Annotated in this window: 18 protein-coding genes; 6 read left to right on the top strand and 12 right to left on the bottom strand. The window is 64.8% G+C overall.

Annotated elements, in window-relative coordinates:
- Positions 1 to 28: 28 nt before the first annotated feature.
- A complete protein-coding gene (locus tag AC13CR_RS10710) occupies positions 29 to 232 on the top strand; it encodes a hypothetical protein (RefSeq protein WP_414692156.1) in 204 nt (67 codons plus the stop codon).
- 271 nt (positions 233 to 503) lie between these two features.
- Here AC13CR_RS10710 and AC13CR_RS10705 read toward each other — a convergent pair whose 3' ends face one another.
- The 8 genes from AC13CR_RS10705 to AC13CR_RS10670 form a co-directional block, all read right to left on the bottom strand.
- The gene (locus tag AC13CR_RS10705) at positions 504 to 1,166 is read right to left on the bottom strand and encodes a YjbF family lipoprotein (RefSeq protein WP_292954777.1); all 663 of its coding nucleotides are present in this window, start codon (positions 1,164 to 1,166) and stop codon (positions 504 to 506) included.
- Positions 1,163 to 3,358 carry a YjbH domain-containing protein gene (locus AC13CR_RS10700; RefSeq protein WP_446236581.1) on the bottom strand — a complete coding sequence of 732 codons (2,196 nt, stop codon included), beginning with the start codon at positions 3,356 to 3,358 and terminating at the stop codon, positions 1,163 to 1,165. Before AC13CR_RS10700 ends, AC13CR_RS10705 begins: the two co-directional genes overlap by 4 nt.
- Positions 3,359 to 3,486: 128 nt before the next feature.
- Entirely contained in the window at positions 3,487 to 4,278 is a 792-nt protein-coding gene (locus tag AC13CR_RS10695) for a hypothetical protein (RefSeq protein ID WP_482900825.1), read from the bottom strand.
- Between the two features lie 237 nt (positions 4,279 to 4,515).
- The gene (locus AC13CR_RS10690) at positions 4,516 to 5,481 is read right to left on the bottom strand and encodes a cation diffusion facilitator family transporter (protein ID WP_292956844.1); all 966 of its coding nucleotides are present in this window, start codon (positions 5,479 to 5,481) and stop codon (positions 4,516 to 4,518) included.
- A gap of 30 nt (positions 5,482 to 5,511) precedes the next feature.
- On the bottom strand, positions 5,512 to 6,198 hold the full coding sequence (locus AC13CR_RS10685) for a ZIP family metal transporter (RefSeq protein ID WP_446232107.1): 687 nt from the start codon (positions 6,196 to 6,198) through the stop codon (positions 5,512 to 5,514).
- On the bottom strand, positions 6,195 to 6,806 hold the full coding sequence (locus AC13CR_RS10680; RefSeq protein WP_414692173.1) for a cation efflux transmembrane domain-containing protein: 612 nt from the start codon (positions 6,804 to 6,806) through the stop codon (positions 6,195 to 6,197). The genes AC13CR_RS10685 and AC13CR_RS10680 overlap by 4 nt, the downstream gene beginning before the upstream one ends.
- A 188-nt stretch (positions 6,807 to 6,994) precedes the next feature.
- Complete coding sequence (locus AC13CR_RS10675) at positions 6,995 to 8,485, bottom strand: alkaline phosphatase (RefSeq protein ID WP_292956853.1); 1,491 nt, start codon at positions 8,483 to 8,485, stop codon at positions 6,995 to 6,997.
- Positions 8,486 to 8,632: 147 nt separating this feature from the next.
- The gene (locus AC13CR_RS10670; protein ID WP_292957053.1) at positions 8,633 to 9,061 is read right to left on the bottom strand and encodes a MerR family transcriptional regulator; all 429 of its coding nucleotides are present in this window, start codon (positions 9,059 to 9,061) and stop codon (positions 8,633 to 8,635) included.
- A gap of 523 nt (positions 9,062 to 9,584) precedes the next feature.
- Here AC13CR_RS10670 and lspA point away from each other — a divergent pair.
- The gene (lspA, locus tag AC13CR_RS10665; RefSeq protein ID WP_482900824.1) at positions 9,585 to 10,061 is read left to right on the top strand and encodes a signal peptidase II; all 477 of its coding nucleotides are present in this window, start codon (positions 9,585 to 9,587) and stop codon (positions 10,059 to 10,061) included.
- Here the strand turns inward: lspA and AC13CR_RS10660 are convergent.
- Both AC13CR_RS10660 and AC13CR_RS10655 read right to left on the bottom strand, forming a co-directional pair.
- A complete protein-coding gene (locus AC13CR_RS10660) occupies positions 10,052 to 10,564 on the bottom strand; it encodes a L,D-transpeptidase family protein (RefSeq protein ID WP_292956859.1) in 513 nt (170 codons plus the stop codon). The two genes, lspA and AC13CR_RS10660, sit on opposite strands and share 10 nt — an antisense overlap.
- Before the next feature lie 64 nt (positions 10,565 to 10,628).
- Positions 10,629 to 13,064: a heavy metal translocating P-type ATPase gene (locus AC13CR_RS10655; RefSeq protein ID WP_482900823.1), complete on the bottom strand. Its 2,436-nt coding sequence runs from the start codon at positions 13,062 to 13,064 to the stop codon at positions 10,629 to 10,631.
- A gap of 200 nt (positions 13,065 to 13,264) precedes the next feature.
- On the opposite strand from AC13CR_RS10655, the gene AC13CR_RS10650 reads away from it, so the two are divergent.
- On the top strand, positions 13,265 to 13,537 hold the full coding sequence (locus AC13CR_RS10650; protein ID WP_482900822.1) for a hypothetical protein: 273 nt from the start codon (positions 13,265 to 13,267) through the stop codon (positions 13,535 to 13,537).
- A 55-nt stretch (positions 13,538 to 13,592) separates the two neighbouring features.
- Here the strand turns inward: AC13CR_RS10650 and AC13CR_RS10645 are convergent, their stop codons facing one another.
- Positions 13,593 to 14,252: a L,D-transpeptidase gene (locus tag AC13CR_RS10645; RefSeq protein WP_292956865.1), complete on the bottom strand. Its 660-nt coding sequence runs from the start codon at positions 14,250 to 14,252 to the stop codon at positions 13,593 to 13,595.
- Between the two features lie 327 nt (positions 14,253 to 14,579).
- On the bottom strand, positions 14,580 to 14,864 hold the full coding sequence (locus tag AC13CR_RS10640) for a metal-sensitive transcriptional regulator (protein ID WP_292956868.1): 285 nt from the start codon (positions 14,862 to 14,864) through the stop codon (positions 14,580 to 14,582).
- Positions 14,865 to 14,996: 132 nt separating this feature from the next.
- Here AC13CR_RS10640 and AC13CR_RS10635 point away from each other — a divergent pair, with 132 nt between their 5' ends.
- From AC13CR_RS10635 to murB, 3 genes are all read left to right on the top strand, one after another.
- A complete protein-coding gene (locus tag AC13CR_RS10635; protein ID WP_293014522.1) occupies positions 14,997 to 15,872 on the top strand; it encodes a DUF305 domain-containing protein in 876 nt (291 codons plus the stop codon).
- A 441-nt stretch (positions 15,873 to 16,313) separates the two neighbouring features.
- Positions 16,314 to 17,849: a multicopper oxidase family protein gene (locus tag AC13CR_RS10630; protein WP_482900821.1), complete on the top strand. Its 1,536-nt coding sequence runs from the start codon at positions 16,314 to 16,316 to the stop codon at positions 17,847 to 17,849.
- Between the two features lie 189 nt (positions 17,850 to 18,038).
- Positions 18,039 to 18,971 carry a UDP-N-acetylmuramate dehydrogenase gene (gene murB / locus AC13CR_RS10625; RefSeq protein ID WP_292956877.1) on the top strand — a complete coding sequence of 311 codons (933 nt, stop codon included), beginning with the start codon at positions 18,039 to 18,041 and terminating at the stop codon, positions 18,969 to 18,971.
- Positions 18,972 to 19,076: the final 105 nt, after the last annotated feature.

Below are 19,076 nucleotides of genomic sequence, written 5' to 3'. Positions count from 1 at the left end.
CAGCCTTCAAACGAAACGGAGCATGATCATGACCAAATTCGCTACTTTCGCTGCCGCCCTCGGCCTGACCGCTTCCTCGGCTCTGGCCGGTGGCTATGTCGCACCTGTCGTCGACGTCGAACCCGTCGTCGTGGAAGAGAAGCCGGCTTCCTCGAACGCTGGCCTGGTTGTCCCCGCCCTGCTGCTGCTGGGCGTGATCGCCGCCGTCGCTTCCAACAACGACGACAGCTGATTTCGAAGCGGATCGGGCACGTCCCGGTCTGTTTCAACGGGGGGCTGGCATTCGTGCCAGCCCCCCTTTCGTTTTGTGTTCTTCGACCTTGCGGGTGGCGCCACGGCCTGCCGTCCGCCATCGACGCGTCGCCTGCGATGTCATATCCTCCGCCGGCAAACGGGCTCTGAAAGCGGGCTTGCCAATCGGTGCGGCATGGCTGGCCATGATCGGCGTCGAACAGATGCGGCCCGCGCTGGCGACCGGTCCGGATGGCCGGCCTGATGGCGGATCAGGGGCGCAGCGTCTGGATCGTCACGTAGCCCAGGGCCGGGCCGATCCATTGGCGCGACACGACGATCTGGCCGCCTTGTGAAATGTAGCTGTTCTGGAAACTGACGCCGTGACCGTCGCAGTTTTCCAGGGTCACGCCGGACTTGGGGCCGGGCTCGGTGGTGCAGGCAAATTGCAGCGGCCGTTCCAGGCCATCGCCCGTGAAATAGCGCATCACGCGCGTGCCACTGCCTGACGCGCCGGCGCGGATCAGCGCCTCGGTCTGCGGTTCCGCCACGGACAGATCGTTGCCCAGGCCACGGGTGCCCACCAACATTCCGCCGCGCAGGATCAGCGCCTCTTCCGTGGGCGTCATGTAGGTTCGCATGGCACCGTTCTGGCCGGTCATCGCCATCACCTGGTTGCGGCCCAGCGATTCAAAACCCGCCTGGATCAGCGGCGCGGGATTGACCTGCAGCGCCTCGGCCGCGGCCTCGGCGGGGGATTTCGGCGGTGCGGCCGGCTCTTGCCGGGCCGTGTCCCGCGCGGCGATGGCCTGCCGGGCGGATTGCGACAGCGCGCCGAAGATGCCGTTGTCCTGTTCGTCGGCCGTGCCGTTGCCGCAACCCGACAAGGTCGTCAGCGCCAGGGCGGCAAGGATGATCGTGCCTGCGGTCTTCATCGCCAGAACCTCCCCCAGCCGTCATAGAGTTTGGCGTCCTGCGCGTCGCGGACGCGGTCATAGAGGCGGCCTGACACGTCCACCCGCGCCCCGCCATCGCGCGACAGCGACCGCAGGGTGGTCGAGGCGCGGTCGCGCGTCGGCTGTCCGGTGGCCCAGGTGATCGGGATCGACAGGCTGATGCCCTTGTCGAAGCTGCCCTCGCCGAATTGCTCGGCCGACAGGTCGGTCTTGGTCGCGAAGGCACCGATCCGCCAGCCATTCGCGAATTCGCGCGTCACGCTGACGGTCGCGCCCTTGTCGCCCGCCAGATACTTGCCAAGATCGAGTTGGGCGGTGAAACCCTTCGCAAAGCCTTGCGTGACTTCGTAATAGACCGAAACGCGTCCCGTCGTGACCTCGTAGTCGCGGAAGCTGAAAAGCTGATCGAAATCGCGTTTGCGGACCCGGTTCACCTCGGCCCCGATGCCCAGGTTGGAATCGGCGGGTTTCCACAGCACCTCGGCCGAGACGCCACCATAGGCCCGTTCCAGCAGGCCGGCGGTGACGCGGGTATAGATGTTGGGTGTGGCCTTCGCGTAATAGGCCAGCGTCAGTTCGGGGATCACGGGGCTGGAATTGCCGGTATACATCCGCGTATCCGACCGCACGCGCGGCACCCCATCAACCGTTTCAAGTTCGGGCCGGGCCTCGTATTCCTCGGGCGTGTAATATTCGCCGCGATTGCCCCGAATACCCGGACCCCGCTGGTCGATATTGCCGAAGACACGCTGGCGCAGCGCGCCGGTCAGGATCAGGCCGGGCGAGATCTCGTAGCTGGCCCGCGCCTGGCCGCCGACTTCATAGGTCAGCCCGTCCTGGGCATCGAAGACGCCCAGTTCCAGATAGGGCGACAGCGACCAGCGAAAGCGCGGATAGACATTGTCCGAATAGACCAGACCGGCGGGCCGTCCGGCATCGCCGAGCACCGAGGCGGCGGCGATCTGGCCGGCTTGGGTGTTTTCCAGCCGCTCGATATCGGTGCGATGCAGCGTGACCGAGGATGTCGGCACGCCCTCGGCGGTCGAGGTGATCACGAAGGTCTCGACCGAGGGCGGCAGAGCGCGGGTCATCAGACGGGCGGTGCGGCCGATGGCCTCGGCCTGGCTGATATAGCGCTGGTTGCGCAGGCGCACCTCGGCCCGGTTCGCGGTCAGGGCCATGGCTTCGAGGATCTGGCCCTCATCGGCCATGGCATCGCCAAGCGCCTTCTGGATCGCCGGCTGGGCCGACGGATCCTGCGACCAGATGCCAGACCAGCCTTCGGGATCGGCGGCAGGCGCGGGGCGCGGGCGGACCGGGGCCGGGGCCTTTTCCAGCCCGGACGGATAAGGCGACTGGCGCGGGTTCAGCACCATCGAGAATTGCGCCCCGACCGTGTTGCCGCCAATCGTGTAAAGACCGGCCTGATAGGCCTCGCCCCAGCGGTAATAGGCGCCAAGGTTCAGCTTGCTGCCGGGATCCTTGTTGCCCTGCTGATAGACCACGCCGTTGCCGCGACGGGCGATATAGGTGTCGTTGGAATATTCCGCCACCAGCGACAGGCGGTCATTGACCTGCCAGCTGACCGAGCCGAAGGGTTTCGCCCCGCCCGAGAACCATTCATCGGCGTTCAGTGTGCCGCCTTGGCCGCTGTCGTCGAAAAGGCGCGGCTTTCCCGCCAGCGTCCCCCAGCCAAGGCCGGCCGAAACGCGAACCTTCGGCGTCACGCTTTTGGTGGCGACGATGTATTCGCCCGAATAGACGCCGGTGCCCAGAAAATCCTGAAGTCCCACGGCGACGGCGGGGCGCCATCCCTGTTCGCCCAGAATCTGATAGCGCATATCCAGCGACCGGTCCGAGATGAAGTCCTCGTTTCGGTAGTCGCTGACCCCGTTCACCCGGGAATAGCGCAGAACCGTGGTCAGGCCGGGCAGGACCTGAAAGCCGACATTGGCGCGCCGTCCGAAATCCGACCACGAGATGGCGGCGCTGAGCGAGCCGTCCGGCATCACCTCGGCGGTTGGCGTGTCGATGCCGCCGGGCAGGCCATAGGTGGACAAGGTGCGGCCCAGCAGCGGTTCGGCCACGGCAGTCGAACTGACCGATCCCAGCACCATCGCGACAGGCAGCGTCGTCACCAGAAGGCGGCGGACAAGCGGAGATCGGCGCATCGGGTCAGCTCCTCCCATTCGGATTCGGGCGATCATAACGATGCCGCGGCTCGATTGCATCCCGCCAGCGGCAGATCGCGGACCGGGTGCGGCTTCCGGGTCGCAGGTCGCGGGCCGTCGCAGGTCACTCACCGGGTCGGGGTGTCGGTCGATGCGTCGCCCGAAACGCTGGGCGGCGTCGAGGGAAGCCGCAGCGCGGGGGCGGGAACGCCGCTGCTGCCGGTGCCGCCGCCCGCCTCTGATCCGGCCGAGGCGTCCGGCGCGGGCGGCATCTCGCCCGTGCCTTCGCTTGCGGCCGGAGTTGCTGAGGCGGCGGCGGGCCTGGGTGCAGGCTTGGTCGAAGCCGGTTTGGGGGCCGCGGCACGGGCGGCTTTCGGCGCCGCCGGGGCCGGGGCCTTGACGGCCGCGACGGCCTGGGCGACCTCGGCCGATGCGGGCCCCGCGCAGCCGCGGTTGGTGCGGCCCGAGACGGTAAGGGCCGCGGTCATCGGAAAACGCTGGCCGGACATGTCGTCACGACAATCATCGCCGCGTACCGTCAGCACGAAGGGCCGTCCGCCCAGCACGCCGATATACTCCACGCCTTCGGCGAAGGCGATCCGGTTCACCCGCACGGCGCGGCCCTTCTGGTTGTCGGGCGTCCGGTAGATCGCGGTCGAGCCCGCTGCATCCACGGCCCAGAACGGCTCGTTTCCGCGGGCGCTGAAGGCGGCGGTGTTGTAGGTCTCGGGGTTGACGGTCGCGACCGGTGTCTTGCCACCGCCCGTCTCGATCGGCGTCTCCAGCGGCGAGACATCGGGCGGCCCCTTGTGACCCTGGGCCGCGGGTTCCTGCTGACTGCCCGAGCCGGGCAGGCCGGTGCCCTCGCAGGCGGCCAGCGTCAGGGTCATGGATGCGATGAAAGCGAGACGCGAAAACATCGGGCGGCCTTTTCAGTTTGTTGGATCACTGCTGCCCAAGCGTTAGCAATGCCACGTCGCCGGAGCAAGCGCCGCGACCCATTGCCGCATCATGGCGGCGGGCTGCCGCCGGTGGTGGCCGGGCGCAAACTCGGCCCCGGACCGGACCGGCCGAACGGCTTGATGCGGACAGGCTGCGGACCCTCACGGTGTTGAGCCATCGTGTCTAGGCTTCGCAGGTCACGCCGATGATGCGCCTCATGCGCTGTCGGCGTTTCCGTGACCATGGGGCTTGCCCTTGTCGTCAGCATTGTGGTGTCCGTAGAGATCGGCGTCATCGTGGGCGCGGTCCTCGTGCTCGAACTCCAGACTGGAATGGGTGATGCCGAAATCCTGTCTCAGCCGGTCCTTGATCGCGGACTTGATGCCTTCGCTTTCGTCCCATCCCTGGGCGGTCAGGACGACGTGGCAGTCCAGCGCGACCTCGTGTTCCTGCATCTGCCACAGATGGACGTGATGCAGGTCCGCAACGCCATCGACGTCGCGCATCGCCCTGACGACCGCCTCGTTGTCGATGTCGGGCGGGCTGCCCAGCATCAGCGTCCGTGCCGGGCCGCCGATTTCGGTGAAGGCCAGATAGAGGATATAAAGCGCGATGCCGATGGTGATGGCCGGATCGACCCACCGCATGTCGTAGAGGATGATCAGCGTGCCGCCGACGACGACCGCGACCGAAGCTGCCGCGTCCGAAAGGTTGTGCAGGAAAAGCGCGCGGATGTTCACGCTGCCCTTCATCATCGAATAGGTCAGCATCGCCGTCAGGGTGTCGATCACCAGCGCGATGCCCCCCAGGATGACGACCGTCCAGCCCTGCACCTGCGGGGGGTCGATCATCCGCATCCCGCCTTCGTAGATGAGGTAGAATCCGATCAGGATCAGCGTCGTGTAATTGATCAGGGCCGCCACGATCTCGATCCGGCCATAGCCGAAGGTCATGCTGGCATCGGCCGGCCGGCGGGCGATCTTGCGGGCCGCGAATGCGATCACCAGCGACGCCATGTCCGAGAAATTGTGCAGCGCGTCTGCAATCAGCGCGAGACTGCCCGAAAGAATGCCGCCGACGATCTGCGCGACGGTCAGGATCCCATTGGCCCAGATCGCGATCGATACCCGACGATCGCCTGAATCGGGGTCGATATGCGGGTGGGCGTGATCATGCGGCATGATGGATCCATCTTCTGGCGGGACGGTTCATCACATCACTTCCTCAAGCGCCAGCAGCAGCAGGAAGCCGACGAAGAACATCGCCGCGACCCAGGGCCGGTCGGGTATTTCATGGGCCTCGGCCAGCAATTCCTCGGTCACGAGGTAAAGCAGCGCGATCAGGCCGAAGCTGAGAAAGGCAGTAATATACTGGTCCGGAAGCCCGGCAATCGGTGTCGCGACCAGCGCGCCCAAGGGCAGAAACACCAGCAGGGCCACGACGGTCAGGATGATTCTGATCCGCGATTGCGTCGTCTTTGACAATTCCGTGACAATGGCCAGCCCCAGGAACAGAATCTCGACGCTCAATGCGATCGTCAGCAATATTCCGGCCTGCCCGCCTGCCGCGAAGGCGATCCCCAGAACCAGCCCGTCGATCAGAAGATCCACCCCGACCAGTGTCAGGAAACCGGCCGGCCCCTTGATGACCCGTTCCAGCTGACGGATCCCCAGCATGACCGCGATGCCCGCGAATCCACCGATGATCGTCACGAACGGAGACCCGCTATGGGCGATATCCGGCATGATTTCACCGGCGGCGGCGGCAAAGACCACGCCTGCGGCAAAGTGCTGGATGGCGCTGACAAGGACCGCCCCGGGCCGCAGGTTGACCGCGATGACCGCCGCCAGCAGCGTGACGGCGGCGGGAATCAGGGTATAGGCCCAGGCGGCGTTCATCCTTCGTCTCCATGCACTGCCTTGTGATGCTCGCCATGGGCATCGCGCAGGATCTTCACGCCGCCCCACAGGAACACCCCGGCGATGCCGACGCCGACGGCCAGATCGGGCCAGTTGTCACCCAGCCACCAGACCAGTCCTCCGGCAAGAAGGATGCCGCCATTTGCGGCAAAATCGTTCCAGCTGAAGGTGTTCGCGGCCCGCACATTGACGTCGGGTTCCTTCAGCCGTGATAAAAGCCAGACACAGATCACGTTGACCACGGCCGCAATCACCGACATCGCGATCATCAGCCCGCCCAGCGGTTCGGACCCGGCGTAATAGCGCCGGACGGCATCGACGAGGACGCCGACCGCGAACAGCAGCAGCATTCCGCCCGAAACGTTGGCGGCCGCCCGCTTCCATTTGCCGGCGCGTGACACCGCGAACAGGCTGATGGCGTAGACGACCGTGTCGGAGGTGTTGTCCAGCCCGTTGGCGATAAGACCGCTAGAATCCCCGATCGCGCCGGTGACGAAGAATCCGATTGCGATGGCGAGGTTGAGCAGCAGAACGATCCACAACACACGGCGCTGCTGTTCGTTCTTTTCGTCGATCGTCTCGGCCAATTTTCCTGTCCCCATGCGACGTTATGGTTCGGGGAACGCTACGGGCCCGGAACGGGTTCCGGCTTGGCGCGTGGTTCGCCGGTCCTGCCGCACAGCCGGATGCGCCCGGCCGAAGGGAAGGCGGCGCCCGTTTTCGGGGCGCCGCCGTCGAAGTCGTCCGGTTTGACGCGCTTGCGCGACCGCCGCGGCTACTGTCCTTTGATCGCGTAGTTCATCACCGAAAAGATCTCGTTCTGCTCCATCACGCCGCCGAACAGATGCGCCCAGGGACCGCGCGCGAACAGCGCCACGTCTTCGCCGGAATGGGTTTCGGAACTTGTCGGCAGCAGCGCCTGCTGCATGTAGTCGCGTCCCTCGGCCTCGTCCGCCGAAACCTCGGGCCGGGATCCTGACCAGGTGCCGTCGGCCTGTTCCTGCATGACCGAGCCCGGACCATTGAGATATCCGGCGACGGTATAGGGCTTGCCATCATCGCCCAGTGCCGGTTCGGCCAGCGCCTCGGTGCCGGCCTCGTCGATCTGCCTGCAAAGGCCGGTGATCGAGGAGCCGCGGCCGCAATAGCCGTTGAAGGCGATGGCGTGTTCGTGGTCGGCGGTGACGATGATGAGCGTGTCTTCGGGATTTGTCAGTTCGATGGCGCTGGCGACCGCATCGGCGAAGGCCTTGCCGTCCGTCACCGTGCGATAGAGATTGCCGCCGTGGTTGGCGTGATCGACCCGGCCGGCCTCGACCATCATGTAAAAGCCCTGGTCGTTCGCGGACAGCGCGTTGATCGTGGTCGCGGTCATTTCGGCAAGCGAGGGCTCGCCGCTGCGATCGGCCTCGTATTGCATGTGGCTGGATTCGAACAGCCCGAGGATCGGCGCATTGCCGCTGGCCTGGAGCGCGGCGAAATCGTCGCTTGCGAACACCACCTGGGCGCCGGCGTCCCGCGCCTCCTGGACAAGATCGCGCCCGTCGGTGCGGCGGCCCGGCTGACCCTCGGCATCGGTTGCGTCCTGGGGAAGGAAATGCCTGCGACCGCCGCCCATGGCGACATCGACGACGCCGTTCTTCATCTGGTCAAGAAGCTGAACCGCGATATCGGGCTGGGCGCAGCCTTCGGGAATGTCGGAATTGTCTTCCCAGTCGCGGTTGGCGGTGCGCGCATAGACCGCCGCCGGCGTGGCATGGGTGATGCGCGCCGTCGAGACGACGCCAACGGACTTGCCTTGTTCGGCGGCGATTTCGGCAAAGGTGCGGACGCCGTTCTCAAGTCCGGCCGCGCAGTCGCTGACGGCGACGTTTTCAGTGACGTTGATCAGATCGTTTTTCGTCTTGATGCCGCTGTTCATCGCGCTTGCCGTGGGGGCGGAATCCGGGGTCTGCCCGTTTGTCGAATAGGTCTTGATCAGGGCGACATTGGGAAAAGCCTCGAACGGCTGGACATAATCGTCGCCCAGCCCGCCCTGCTGCTGACCGGCAAAGAGCCGCGAGGCATAGTTCGTGCCGACACCGTTGCCGTCGGCCACGAACAGGATGACGTTTTTCGCACGCTTGGTGTTGGGCTGGTTGGCAAGCCGTTCTTGCAGCGCCTCCTGGGCCTGCTGATACCAGGGCGACGACGCCTGCGGCAGGTTCTGCGCATTTGCGACGCTGGCGCCAAGGATTGACGCGACTGCCCATATCGATCCACGCATCTCGGTCTCCATCGATGTTGTTCGCCCGTGTTCTAGTCGGGCAGTGCGACATCTTCGTGACCATTCGCAGATGACTGCCATGAATGGGGGTGCATCAGGAGGATCAGCGTTCGAATCCGGGCCCGGCGCTGACCGGCAGCGGGCCTGTCAGGCGCCCATCTGGTCGTGCTGGGTGAGACATTCGGTGTGGTCGCGCAGCACCTCAAGCACCCGGCAGTCGGCGGTGCGCCCGCCGCTGCATTCGTGAACCATCCGCTTCAGTTCGGTGCGAAGCGCCTTCAGGCGCGCAAGGCGCTGTTCGACCTGTTTCAGCTGACGGCGCGCGATCGCATCCGCCTCGTCGCAGGATTTGTCGGGATGGTCGCTGAGATCCAGCAGCTCGCGGATCACGTCCAGCGGAAAGCCGAGCTGCCGCGAGTGGCGGATGAAGGACAGGCGGTCGAGTTCGGCATCGCCATAGCGCCGCTGCCCGCCCCCGGTCCGGCCCGGTTCCGGCATCAGCCCGATCTGTTCGTAATACCGGATGGTCTGCACCTTGGTGCCGGTCTTTTTCGCCAGACTGCCGATCGTCAGCATCATCGCCTCCGTAAAAGGTAAAGTAGTTGTAGGTTTCGAGCGACGGATTTGCAAGTGCCGGCTAGCGGGCGCGCGTGACGTGTTGTCGCAACAGCCGTGCTTGAACCTCCAGCCACCAGAGGCTTTATGCGACAAGTCGAACCGGGAATCGGGCCGCGGCCATGCTGTCGGGCGTCCGGTCGCGGCGCCGGGCACTCGCGGGCACCCTGGCGCGCCCGGCCTCGACGGTCGGGAAATGCCCTATGGTTCAAAGGGCGCCGGTCGGCTAGAGGGCCGTCAGGCTGGTGGTGTCCTTCGGGTCCGAAACCACGGACCGTCGAAGGTCTTCACGGGGTTTTCGAAAGGCTGAACGGGCAATCCGGGACAAACACGATCATGGAATACCCTTCTCCGAACGGGCCCGGCTTGATCGGAAGCCTTGCCGACCGATCGCTTTGCGGCAGCCGTCAGAACAGGGTGGCAACGGGTCTGTCCGCCGGTTTCGATCTGAGGCCGTTTCTGGACATCTGGTCAGGATAAGATTATGGAAAAAAACAAGAAATCACTGACGATCGGAATCGCCGCGGCGCTTTTGGCGCTGACAGCCGATCAGGCGACCAAGGCGCTTGTCGTCGCCAAGGCAGTCGCGCTCAGTTCTGGCGTCGCCGTCTTTCCCGGCTTCAACCTTGTTTTTCTTCGCAATGACGGCGTGACCTTCGGTCTGCTTGGCGGCGCGCCGTGGTGGAGCCTGGTCGCGGTGGCGCTTGCCGTCTGCGTCTGGCTGGCGGTTCTGATGGTGCGAACCCCCAGCCGGGTCGAGGCGCTGGCCTATGGCACGATCATCGGCGGCGCCGCCGGCAATATCGTCGATCGCCTGCGCCATCGGGCTGTGACGGATTTTCTGGATGTCTATATCGGCGCGGCGCATTGGCCCGCCTTCAACCTTGCCGACGTGTTCGTGGTAAGCGGTGTGGCGCTGCTGTTCGCGGCGCCATGGCTGAGCGGTCGGGCTCAGGCGTAGATGTCGATGGGCGTGCCATTCTTCACCATGGCATAGATTTCCTCGATCTGGGCATCGGTGACCGAGATGCAGCCGGCGGTCCAGTCGCGCACATTCTCCGGATCGATGCCGGGACGCGGGCCGCCATGAATGAAGATGTCCCCGCCCGGAGACCGCCCGCGCGCCTCGGCAAAGGCGATGTCGGCCTCGTTGGGATAGGAAATCCCGATCGACAGGTGGAACAGGCTCTCGGGATTTCTGCGGTCTATGATATAGGATCCCTCGGGTGTCCGCCCGTCACCCTCGAACTGCTTGTGTCCCTCGGGTGCGAAGCCCAGCCCGATCGGATAGGTCTTCAATACCCGCTCCTTGCCATCGAGGAAAAGCAGCCGCTGCGCCTTGTACATTCGCAGCCGCGTCACTTCGGGCCCGCTATAGCTGCGGAACTTGCTGGCGCAGGCGGACAGGAAGGCAACCAGTCCCGAAACCACAAGCGCGCGTCGTGGAAGTTTGAAATTCGTCATGACGCGACGCTCCTCGTGTTCGGTTCCGGTTGCCTTCCAAGGCAAGCGGGGCGGGCCCGCCGGTTCAATGTCCGGGGGCAAGAACGCCGTCGGAAACCGGCCTGGCGGCGGGTTTTCCGCCCGAAGGCCTGGCGTCGGTCCGGTGCCCGTTCAGCAGTCTCAGCGCGTTGGCGACGACCACCAGCGAGACACCGACATCGGCGGCGATCGCGCCCCACATCGAGGCCATGCCAAGCACGGTCAACCCGACGAAAAGCGCCTTGGTCGCAAGCGAGATGCCGATGTTCTGGCGGATGATCCCCATGGTGCGGCGCGAATGGCCGATCAGCCACGGCACCCGGCCGATATCGTCGGTCATCAGGGCGATGTCCGCCGTCTCGATCGCCGCGTCCGAACCGACCGCGCCCATGGCGATGGCATAATTGGCCCGTGCCATGGCCGGCGCATCGTTCACCCCGTCGCCGATCATGGCGACCATGTCGTGCCGGGCGACCAGTTCTTCGATGGCCGTGACCTTGTCTTCGGGCAGAAGCTCGGCGCGGACCTCGTCGATGCCGACTTCCGCCGCGACCGCACGCGCGGTCCGTTCGTTGTCGCCGGTCAGCATGACGATGGTCTTCACGCCCTGTGCATGAAGCCGCGCGACGATGCCCTTCGCGTCCGGCCGGATGCGGTCGCGCAGTTCAAGGACGCCGGTGACCCCGGCCTCGTCTCCGACAGCCACAAGCGTGCTGCCCGCGCCTTCGATCCGGTCGCGCAATTCCTTGGGAATGATGCCGTCGAAGCCTTTTTCCTTGGCGAAGCGATCCGAGCCGAGCCAGACGGAACGACCGCCCGACCGCCCTTCGAGGCCGCGCCCCGGCACCGTCCGCGTATCATCGGCGGCAGAGACCGCGATGCTGTCGGCTTCGGCACGGGCAAGGATGGCGCGGGCCAGCGGGTGCGAGGACCGTGCTTCAAGTCCCGCCGCCACCGACATCAGGTCACGCGCCGAGGCGCCGCCCAGCGGATGAACCGCCGCCACCTCGGGTTCGCCCATGGTAATGGTTCCGGTCTTGTCCATCGCCAGGGCCGTGGTGCGGCCCGGCGCCTCGACATAGGCGCCGCCCTTGATCAGAACCCCGGCACGCGCGGCAGAGGTCAGCGAGGCGACGATGGAAACCGGGGTCGAGATGACCAGCGCGCAGGGGCATGCGATCACCAGCAGGACGAGCGCGTTGTAGAACCAGTAGTCCCAGGCCCCGCCGAAGACCAGCGTCGGCACGGCCGCGATCAGGATCGCCAGCACCATCACGATGGGGGTGTAGATGCGGGCGAACTTGGCCACCCACTGCTCGACCGGTGCGCGGCGCGCATGGGCGTCGCCGACCATGCGTATGATCTTGGCCAGGACCGTGTCGCTGGCGGCCTTGGTCGCCCGAACCGTCAGCGTGCCCTCGCCATTGATGGTGCCGGCATAGACATCCTCGCCCGGTTCCTTCGGCACCAGCGCGCTTTCGCCCGTGATCGGTGCCTGGTTGACCGCGCCCACGCCCTCGGTCACCTCGCCGTCCAGGGGAATGCGGTCGCCGCCGCGCACCACGAAGCGGTCGCCCACGGCCACCTGGGCCGCAGGGACATCGGCCTCGGTCCCGTCATCGCGGATCACCCGCGCCGTCGGCGGCGCAAGATCCAGAAGCGCCGAGACCGCGTTGCGCGCGCGCCCCACGCTCCAGCTTTCCAGGTAGAGAGAGAGCGAGAAGAAGAAGGCCACCGTCGCCGCCTCGAAATAGGCGCCCAGAAGGATCGCGCCGGAAACCGCGACGATCATCAGCAAATTCATGTCCGGTGACATCCGCCGGGCCGAGGACCAGGCCTTGGGCGCGACCAGCCATGCGCCGAAGACGATGGCCAGGAAAAAAGCGCCGATCTCGATCAGCGGCATCGGTGTCTCGCCGTGGTCCGAAAAGATTCGCACCAGACCCGCAGTGCCGGATTCCACGCCATGCCAGATGAATCCCAGAGCCCAGAACCCGCCCGAAAGCGCGGTGAAGAATTTCTGCCGCTTCAGGTGCGCGGCCTGATCCTCGGCCGCGTTCTCGGAACTCCAGGGCCTCGCGCTCATCCCGGTGCTTGCAACCAGCTTGGTCACTTCGTCATCCGAAATCGTGTCGGCGCTGTCGAGAATGGTCATGCGACCATTGATGACATCGAAGGCCAGATGCTCGGCACCGCCGATCTTCGGGCCGACGACCTTGTTCAGGATCGCCACTTCCTCGACGCAATCGAGACCGGAAACCTGAAAGCTTCTTCCCGCCGCGGAGGAGGGCGGCGGCGCCGGGACGACGCTGCTTGCCGCCTGGCTGCCGCAGCAGGCGCCGCCGCCATGATCGTGGCTGTGGGCCTGAGCATGTGAATGGCCGGCGTGATCGTGCTTGTGATCTTGATCATGATTGTGATCGTGATCGTGATCCTGTGCGTGATCCTGTGCGTGATCGTGCTTGTGATTGTCGGATGGCATGAACTGACCTCGGGATTCGATGAGTTCAGCAGAAGATAGTCCCTACAGCAACTGTAGCTTCAAGGCATAATTCGGCCTTGCCGGAATTTTTTCTGTCCGTTCACACTCGACACAAACTTGACCGCTGGCAGGCTTGTGAGTCAGGGGTTCAAATGCAACAAGGATACCGACAAGGTTCATCACGCAGGAAAACGACCCAGATGAAAAGAAAACCTTACTTTGTCCTGGCGACGGTTCTGGTCAGCACCGCTTGCACCAGCATGACACCCAGAATGCAGGTTGCCGAAACCGCGCCCGACGCCCTTCCGCCCGAACTTTACGCGCTTGCCGCGCCGGGACAGGACATCGCCTCTGCGCGCCTTCTGCCGCAGGACAACTGCTATTGGTACGAACATCGCGGACAGGTCGAAACCACGCTTCTTCCCCTGACGACGGCCGATGGCCGTCCCATCTGCAGGCAACCTCGAGCCTGACCCCGCCGGGGCATAGGCCCCGGCCGGCGATCCGGGGATGGGACCGGCCCCGGCTTCAGGACGTCACGCTGTCCGAGGCTGAATACAGGAACGCGGTCGAGCCGAGTTCCACCAGCGGATAGAGATCGTTGATATGCACCATGACCATGCGCACGCAGCCGGAACTGGCGCGGCTGCCGATGCTTTTGGGGAACGGCGTTCCGTGGATGCGCAGCATGGTGTCCCTGTCGCCGACATACAGATACAGGGCGCGCGACCCAAGCGCGTTCTCGGGTCCGGGCTCCATCCCGTTTTCAAACTTCGCGTAGATTTCAGGCTCGCGTTCGATCATGTTCTGGGTCGGGGTCCAGTGCGGCCATTCGACCTTGCGCTTGATCGTGTAGACGCCCGGTTCATACAGGTCGCCGCGCCCGATCGCCACGCCATAGCGCATCGCGGTTCCGCCGGTCTCGATGTGATAAAGATATTTCGCCACCGCATCGACATGGATATCGCCCGGGACAAGCCCGTCATTCGCCACGACCCGCTGGGGCAGATAGCGCGGGTGCAGACCCCACGGATTGGTCGTGGCCGCATCATAGCCCGGCGGCGTGACCTCCGCGTCCCAGGCGGCCTTCTGGGCGGCATCCGGCCAGGTGCTGGCAAACAGGGGGCCAGATATTGACGCAGAGAACAATGTCGTGGTTGTCTGGATGAAGTGTCGTCTCGTCAGCATCTTTTGCCCTTCCTTGGTCGTTCGATATCGTCAATGCCTGTGACATCAATGAAGTGATCGTTGCCCAAAAGTCCAATACCCCTGCGGCAATCTCGATTTGGTCCCGTTCCGATAAAACCTGCAGCGGCCAGAGGTTCAACAAAAACTCGCGTGATCCGGGCATGAAGCTGAAAAAAATTTCAGACCTGTTGCCGCCGCCCTGGCCGATCCCCGTCCCGTCCTGGACAGGCGCAATGTCCGTGTCGCCTGGTCGAATTCATCCCGACGCCGGGAGACAGCGACGCCGATCTTGCCGCGGATCGGGCGCCGAAAGCCTGCGACACCATGTCACGTCCGCCCCTGAAGCTGCGTCTTTTGCAAGAGCGCGATCAACTCGTTGAACTTTGCGCGTTGTTCGTCCGGTTCGCCGCTGGCGATCGCGGCCTCGACGCAATGTCGGGCATGGTTTTCCAGAAGCATCCGTTCGACCCCCATCAGCGCCGAATGAACGGCCGCGGTCTGTGACAGGATGTCCACGCAATAGCGATCCTCCTCGACCATGCGGGCGATACCACGGACCTGACCTTCGATCCGCGCAAGACGATCGAGCGCGCGCTGCTTGTTCGGTTTCATCGCCGCCATCGTGGAACCCGATCCCCACCATGGGGTTTGGGGATACATATAGTGGGTATTGGTATAACGCAACGAAAAGGGGATCAATTCGTCATGAAGAAGACCAATGAAGGCCATGGGGGCGGGGGCGGAATGGGTTACGGCCGCTTTGCCGCGATGATCGCCACGTCGACGGTGGTGATGTTCGGTCTGATGTATCTCAACACCTATCTGCTTTCGCATGTGTTCTGGTCGGAAACGCGGGCCTACATGGCGCTGCTGATGGGGGCCACGATGGCGGTCATCATGCTGGCCTTCATGCTGTCGATGTATTCCAGCAAGTCTCTGAACATCGCCATTTTCCTGGGCGCGGGCGTGGTCTTCGGCGTTTCGCTGTGGCTGGTGCGCAGCCAGTTCACGGTGGGCGACACAAGCTACATGCGCGCGATGATCCCGCACCATTCGATCGCGATCATGACATCGAGCCGGGCCGATATCTCGGATCCGCGCGTGCGCAAGCTGGCCGACGAGATCATCTATGCCCAGGACAAGGAAATCGCCGAGATGCGGTATCTGATCGCCGACATCGAAGCCTCGGGCGATGCGACCCAGCAGGAAAATCCCCCGGCGGCCCAGGTCGTCAGCGTCGATCAGGCCCTGTCCTCGGCCGAGGTCAGCGTCCTTGATCCGGAATTCCTGACCAATGATGACATCGCGCAGATATTCCCGAACGGCGCGGCCTGCACCTTCACCTACACCGAAACCAGCCAGCCTGTCCTGGCGATCGGTCAGGATGGCGCGGCCCTGACCAAGATCAGCGGCAACTTGATCCGCCTGGACGCGGAGGATGCCGCCGCGGTCGCGACGGGGCCGGCCCTGACCACCGCGGGCATGGCCATGCGGGTCAGCGCGCCCGGTGAGGGCGCCGGACTGGAGGCTGGAAGCGGCCGTCAGGAGGCGGATCTGGTCATCAATCTCGATGCGGGCCTGCAAGCGGGCTATCGTGGCCTTTACGGCTGCAATGCCTGAAGATGCCAGCTCGTCGCGATCTGCGACATGATGGCGCAAGATGACCGCGAGGCCGTCGGGAAGGCGGCCTCTTTTTCTGCCGCGTGACGGCATGGCCTTGCCTGTCGGTCGCGGATCGAAATCATGGCCGGCCCGGTCTGCAACCCTGCGATAGCGGGTCGCGACAGCTTTCCAGGGCCTGTGCCTGGCAAAGAGGTGTATGCCGGGATGTCGGCCGGTCCCGTCACGCGCTGCAGGGCCCCGGGGCGCCCGGCCGCGCAGATTGGCAGGATCCCGAAAATCTTCATTTTCCTGCGACACGGCATCATCTTGCCCGGCGGGTTCGGCTGACCTATCTGCCGAACCAATCCGGGGCTGGATTCGCAACCATCCGACAGCCGGCCCGGCCAACCTGTCGCACGTCACGTTCTGAACTCTCACTCAAAAGGATCGGATCACCAGATGGCACTCATCCCCGGCATCAGTCGCCGACGTTTCCTGTCAACGGCAGGTCAATTGGCGGCTGTCACGGCCCTCGGCTCTTTCGGGGCGCAAGCCTGGGCGGCACAGGGTGCGCGGCGACTGACGGCAGGCACGCGCACGATCGAGGTTCAGGGCCGGGTTGCGACGGTGTTTGGTCTCACCGACGAACGCGGCCGGCAGGGGCTGACCCTGGACATCGCGGATGGTTTCGACGTCGCGCTGGCCAACGAGGCCGGGGTGCCGACGGTCATTCATTGGCACGGTCTCACGCCGCCTTTCGGACAGGACGGAAATACCCTGTCGCAGGAACCGATTCCGGCCGGGGGGACAAAGAACTTTGCCTTCGATCTGCCGCGGGGCGGCACCAACTGGATGCATTCGCATTTCGGTCTGCAAGAGGCGCAGTTGATGGCCGCGCCGCTGATTCTTCGTGATGGCGCTGCCGACCGGCAAGAGGTCGTGATGCTGCTGCACGACTTTTCCTTCACGTCGCCCGAGGAGCTGATGGCGCGACTGGTCGGCGATGACGCAGGCCGTATCGGATCGGGCATGGCGGCGATGCAACACGGCATGGTGCGCGGCCCGTCGCAGGATGGCACTGGCATGGCGGGCATGGATCCATCCGGCATGGAGGGCATGGAGGGCATGGATTCGATGGGCATGACGATGACGATGCCGATGTCCGGCATGGATCAGGACGACATGCCGATGGATCTGAACGACATCTCCTTCGACGCTTTCCTTGTCAACGATCGGGATCTGTCAGACCCCGAGGTGATCCGCGTCGATCGCGGCGCACCGGTCCGGCTGCGGGTCATCAACGCGGCGTCATCGACCAATTTCTGGATCGATCTCGGCGCGGTTCGGGGCAGACTGGTCGCCGTGGACGGGATGCCGGTCAGGCCCATCATCGGGCGGCGCTTCGAACTGACGATGGCGCAGCGCGTCGACATCGAAATCGATATTCCCGAAGCGGCGCTGGCTCTGCCGATCCTGGCGCAACGCGAAGGCGACACGGCGCGGACGGGGCTGATCCTCGCGACGCAAGGCGCCAGGATAGACCGGATCTCGTCGCAGGCGGACCGGACCGCGCCCCCGGTGCTTCTCGATCTGGAACGCAAGCTTCTGGCTGAGACACCTCTGCAAAAGCGCACCGTCGACCGGACGCTTTCCTGCGATCTGACCGGCAGCATGGAGCCCTATGTCTGGGGCATCAATGGAAAGACGTTCGAGAACCGCGCGCCGCTGGAGGTGAAGCAGGGCGAACGGGTCGAAATCGTCATCCGCAACCGCACGATGATGTCGCACCCGATGCATCTGCACGGTCATCACTTCCAGGTCGTGGGCATCGGACCCGCGAGACTGTCGGGTGCCATGCGTGACACGGTGCTGGTTCCGGCGATGGAATCCGTGACGATCGCCTTTGACGCCGACAATCCGGGGAACTGGCCGTTTCACTGCCACAACCTGTATCACATGCAGGCGGGAATGATGACGGCCCTGCGATATCTCTGACGGACCGGCACGGGCGAGGCTGCAGGTGCGTGCCCTGGGCCGCGGCGACCCGGATCCCGTTGCGGCAGGACCGTATCCGAACGCGATCCTGAACCAGGCGTCGATCCGCCGCCCGGCCGGAGTCGCGGATGCAAGGGCATTCGCGGGCCGATATTGACGCCATGGCGCGCGCTGGCTACCAGCCTTGCCATGAGCCTCGATCTTCCCACTCCGCGCGGCGCGCTGACGCCGAACCGTCCTCTGGACGGGCTGACATGGCTGCGCGTCGGCGGCCCCGCCGAATGGCTGTTCCAGCCCGCCGATCCCCAGGATCTGGCGGAATTCCTGGTTGTCCTGGATCCGGGCATCGGGGTCTTTCCGATCGGCGTCGGCAGCAATCTGATCGTCCGCGACGGCGGCATTCGCGGGGTGGTGATCCGTCTCGGCCGGGCGTTCAATGCCATCGACATCGACGGCGACATCGTGACCGCGGGCGCCGCCGCGCTGGATGCCCATGTCGCCCGCCGGGCGGCGGAATCCGGGCTGGATCTGACCTTCCTGCGCACCATTCCCGGCAGTATCGGGGGTGCGGTTCGCATGAATGCCGGTTGCTATGGCAGCTATGTCGCCGATCACCTGATCGATGCCCGTGCCGTCACCCGCGAGGGCCGCCAGGTCACGCTGACGCCCGCGGATCTGGGCTTTGCCTATCGTCATGCAGATCTGCCCGATGGCTGGATCCTGACGGATGCGCGCTTTCGCGCCGACCGGGCCGATCCCGACGCGCTGCATCAGAAGATGGCCGACCAGATCGCCAGGCGCGATCTGGCCCAGCCGACCCGCGACCGCAGCGCCGGATCGACGTTTCGCAATCCGGCCGGTTTCAGCTCGACCGGCCGCGCCGATGACAGCCACGAATTGAAGGCGTGGACGCTGATCGATCGGGCGGGCCTGCGCGGGCATAGCTGGGGCGGGGCGCAAATGTCCGAGAAACATCCCAATTTCCTGCTGAACACCGGCGGCGCCACGGCGGCAGAGCTTGAAACCCTGGGCGAACTGGTGCGCCGCCGCGTTCGCGAGGACAGCGGCCACGATCTGCAATGGGAAGTCATGCGCGTGGGCGAGCCGCTGCCGGAAACCTGACACCATAGCCCAAGCGAACATTCTGACGAGAAACGCGAAATTTGTCTTTTGCGGCGGGTGCTTTGCGGCTATCCTGTCCGGGCATGGCGCAAGATCGGGAAGAAT

Source organism: Paracoccus sp. L-17 (assembly GCF_056857655.1).
This window is presented reverse-complemented; position numbering and strand designations above follow the sequence as displayed.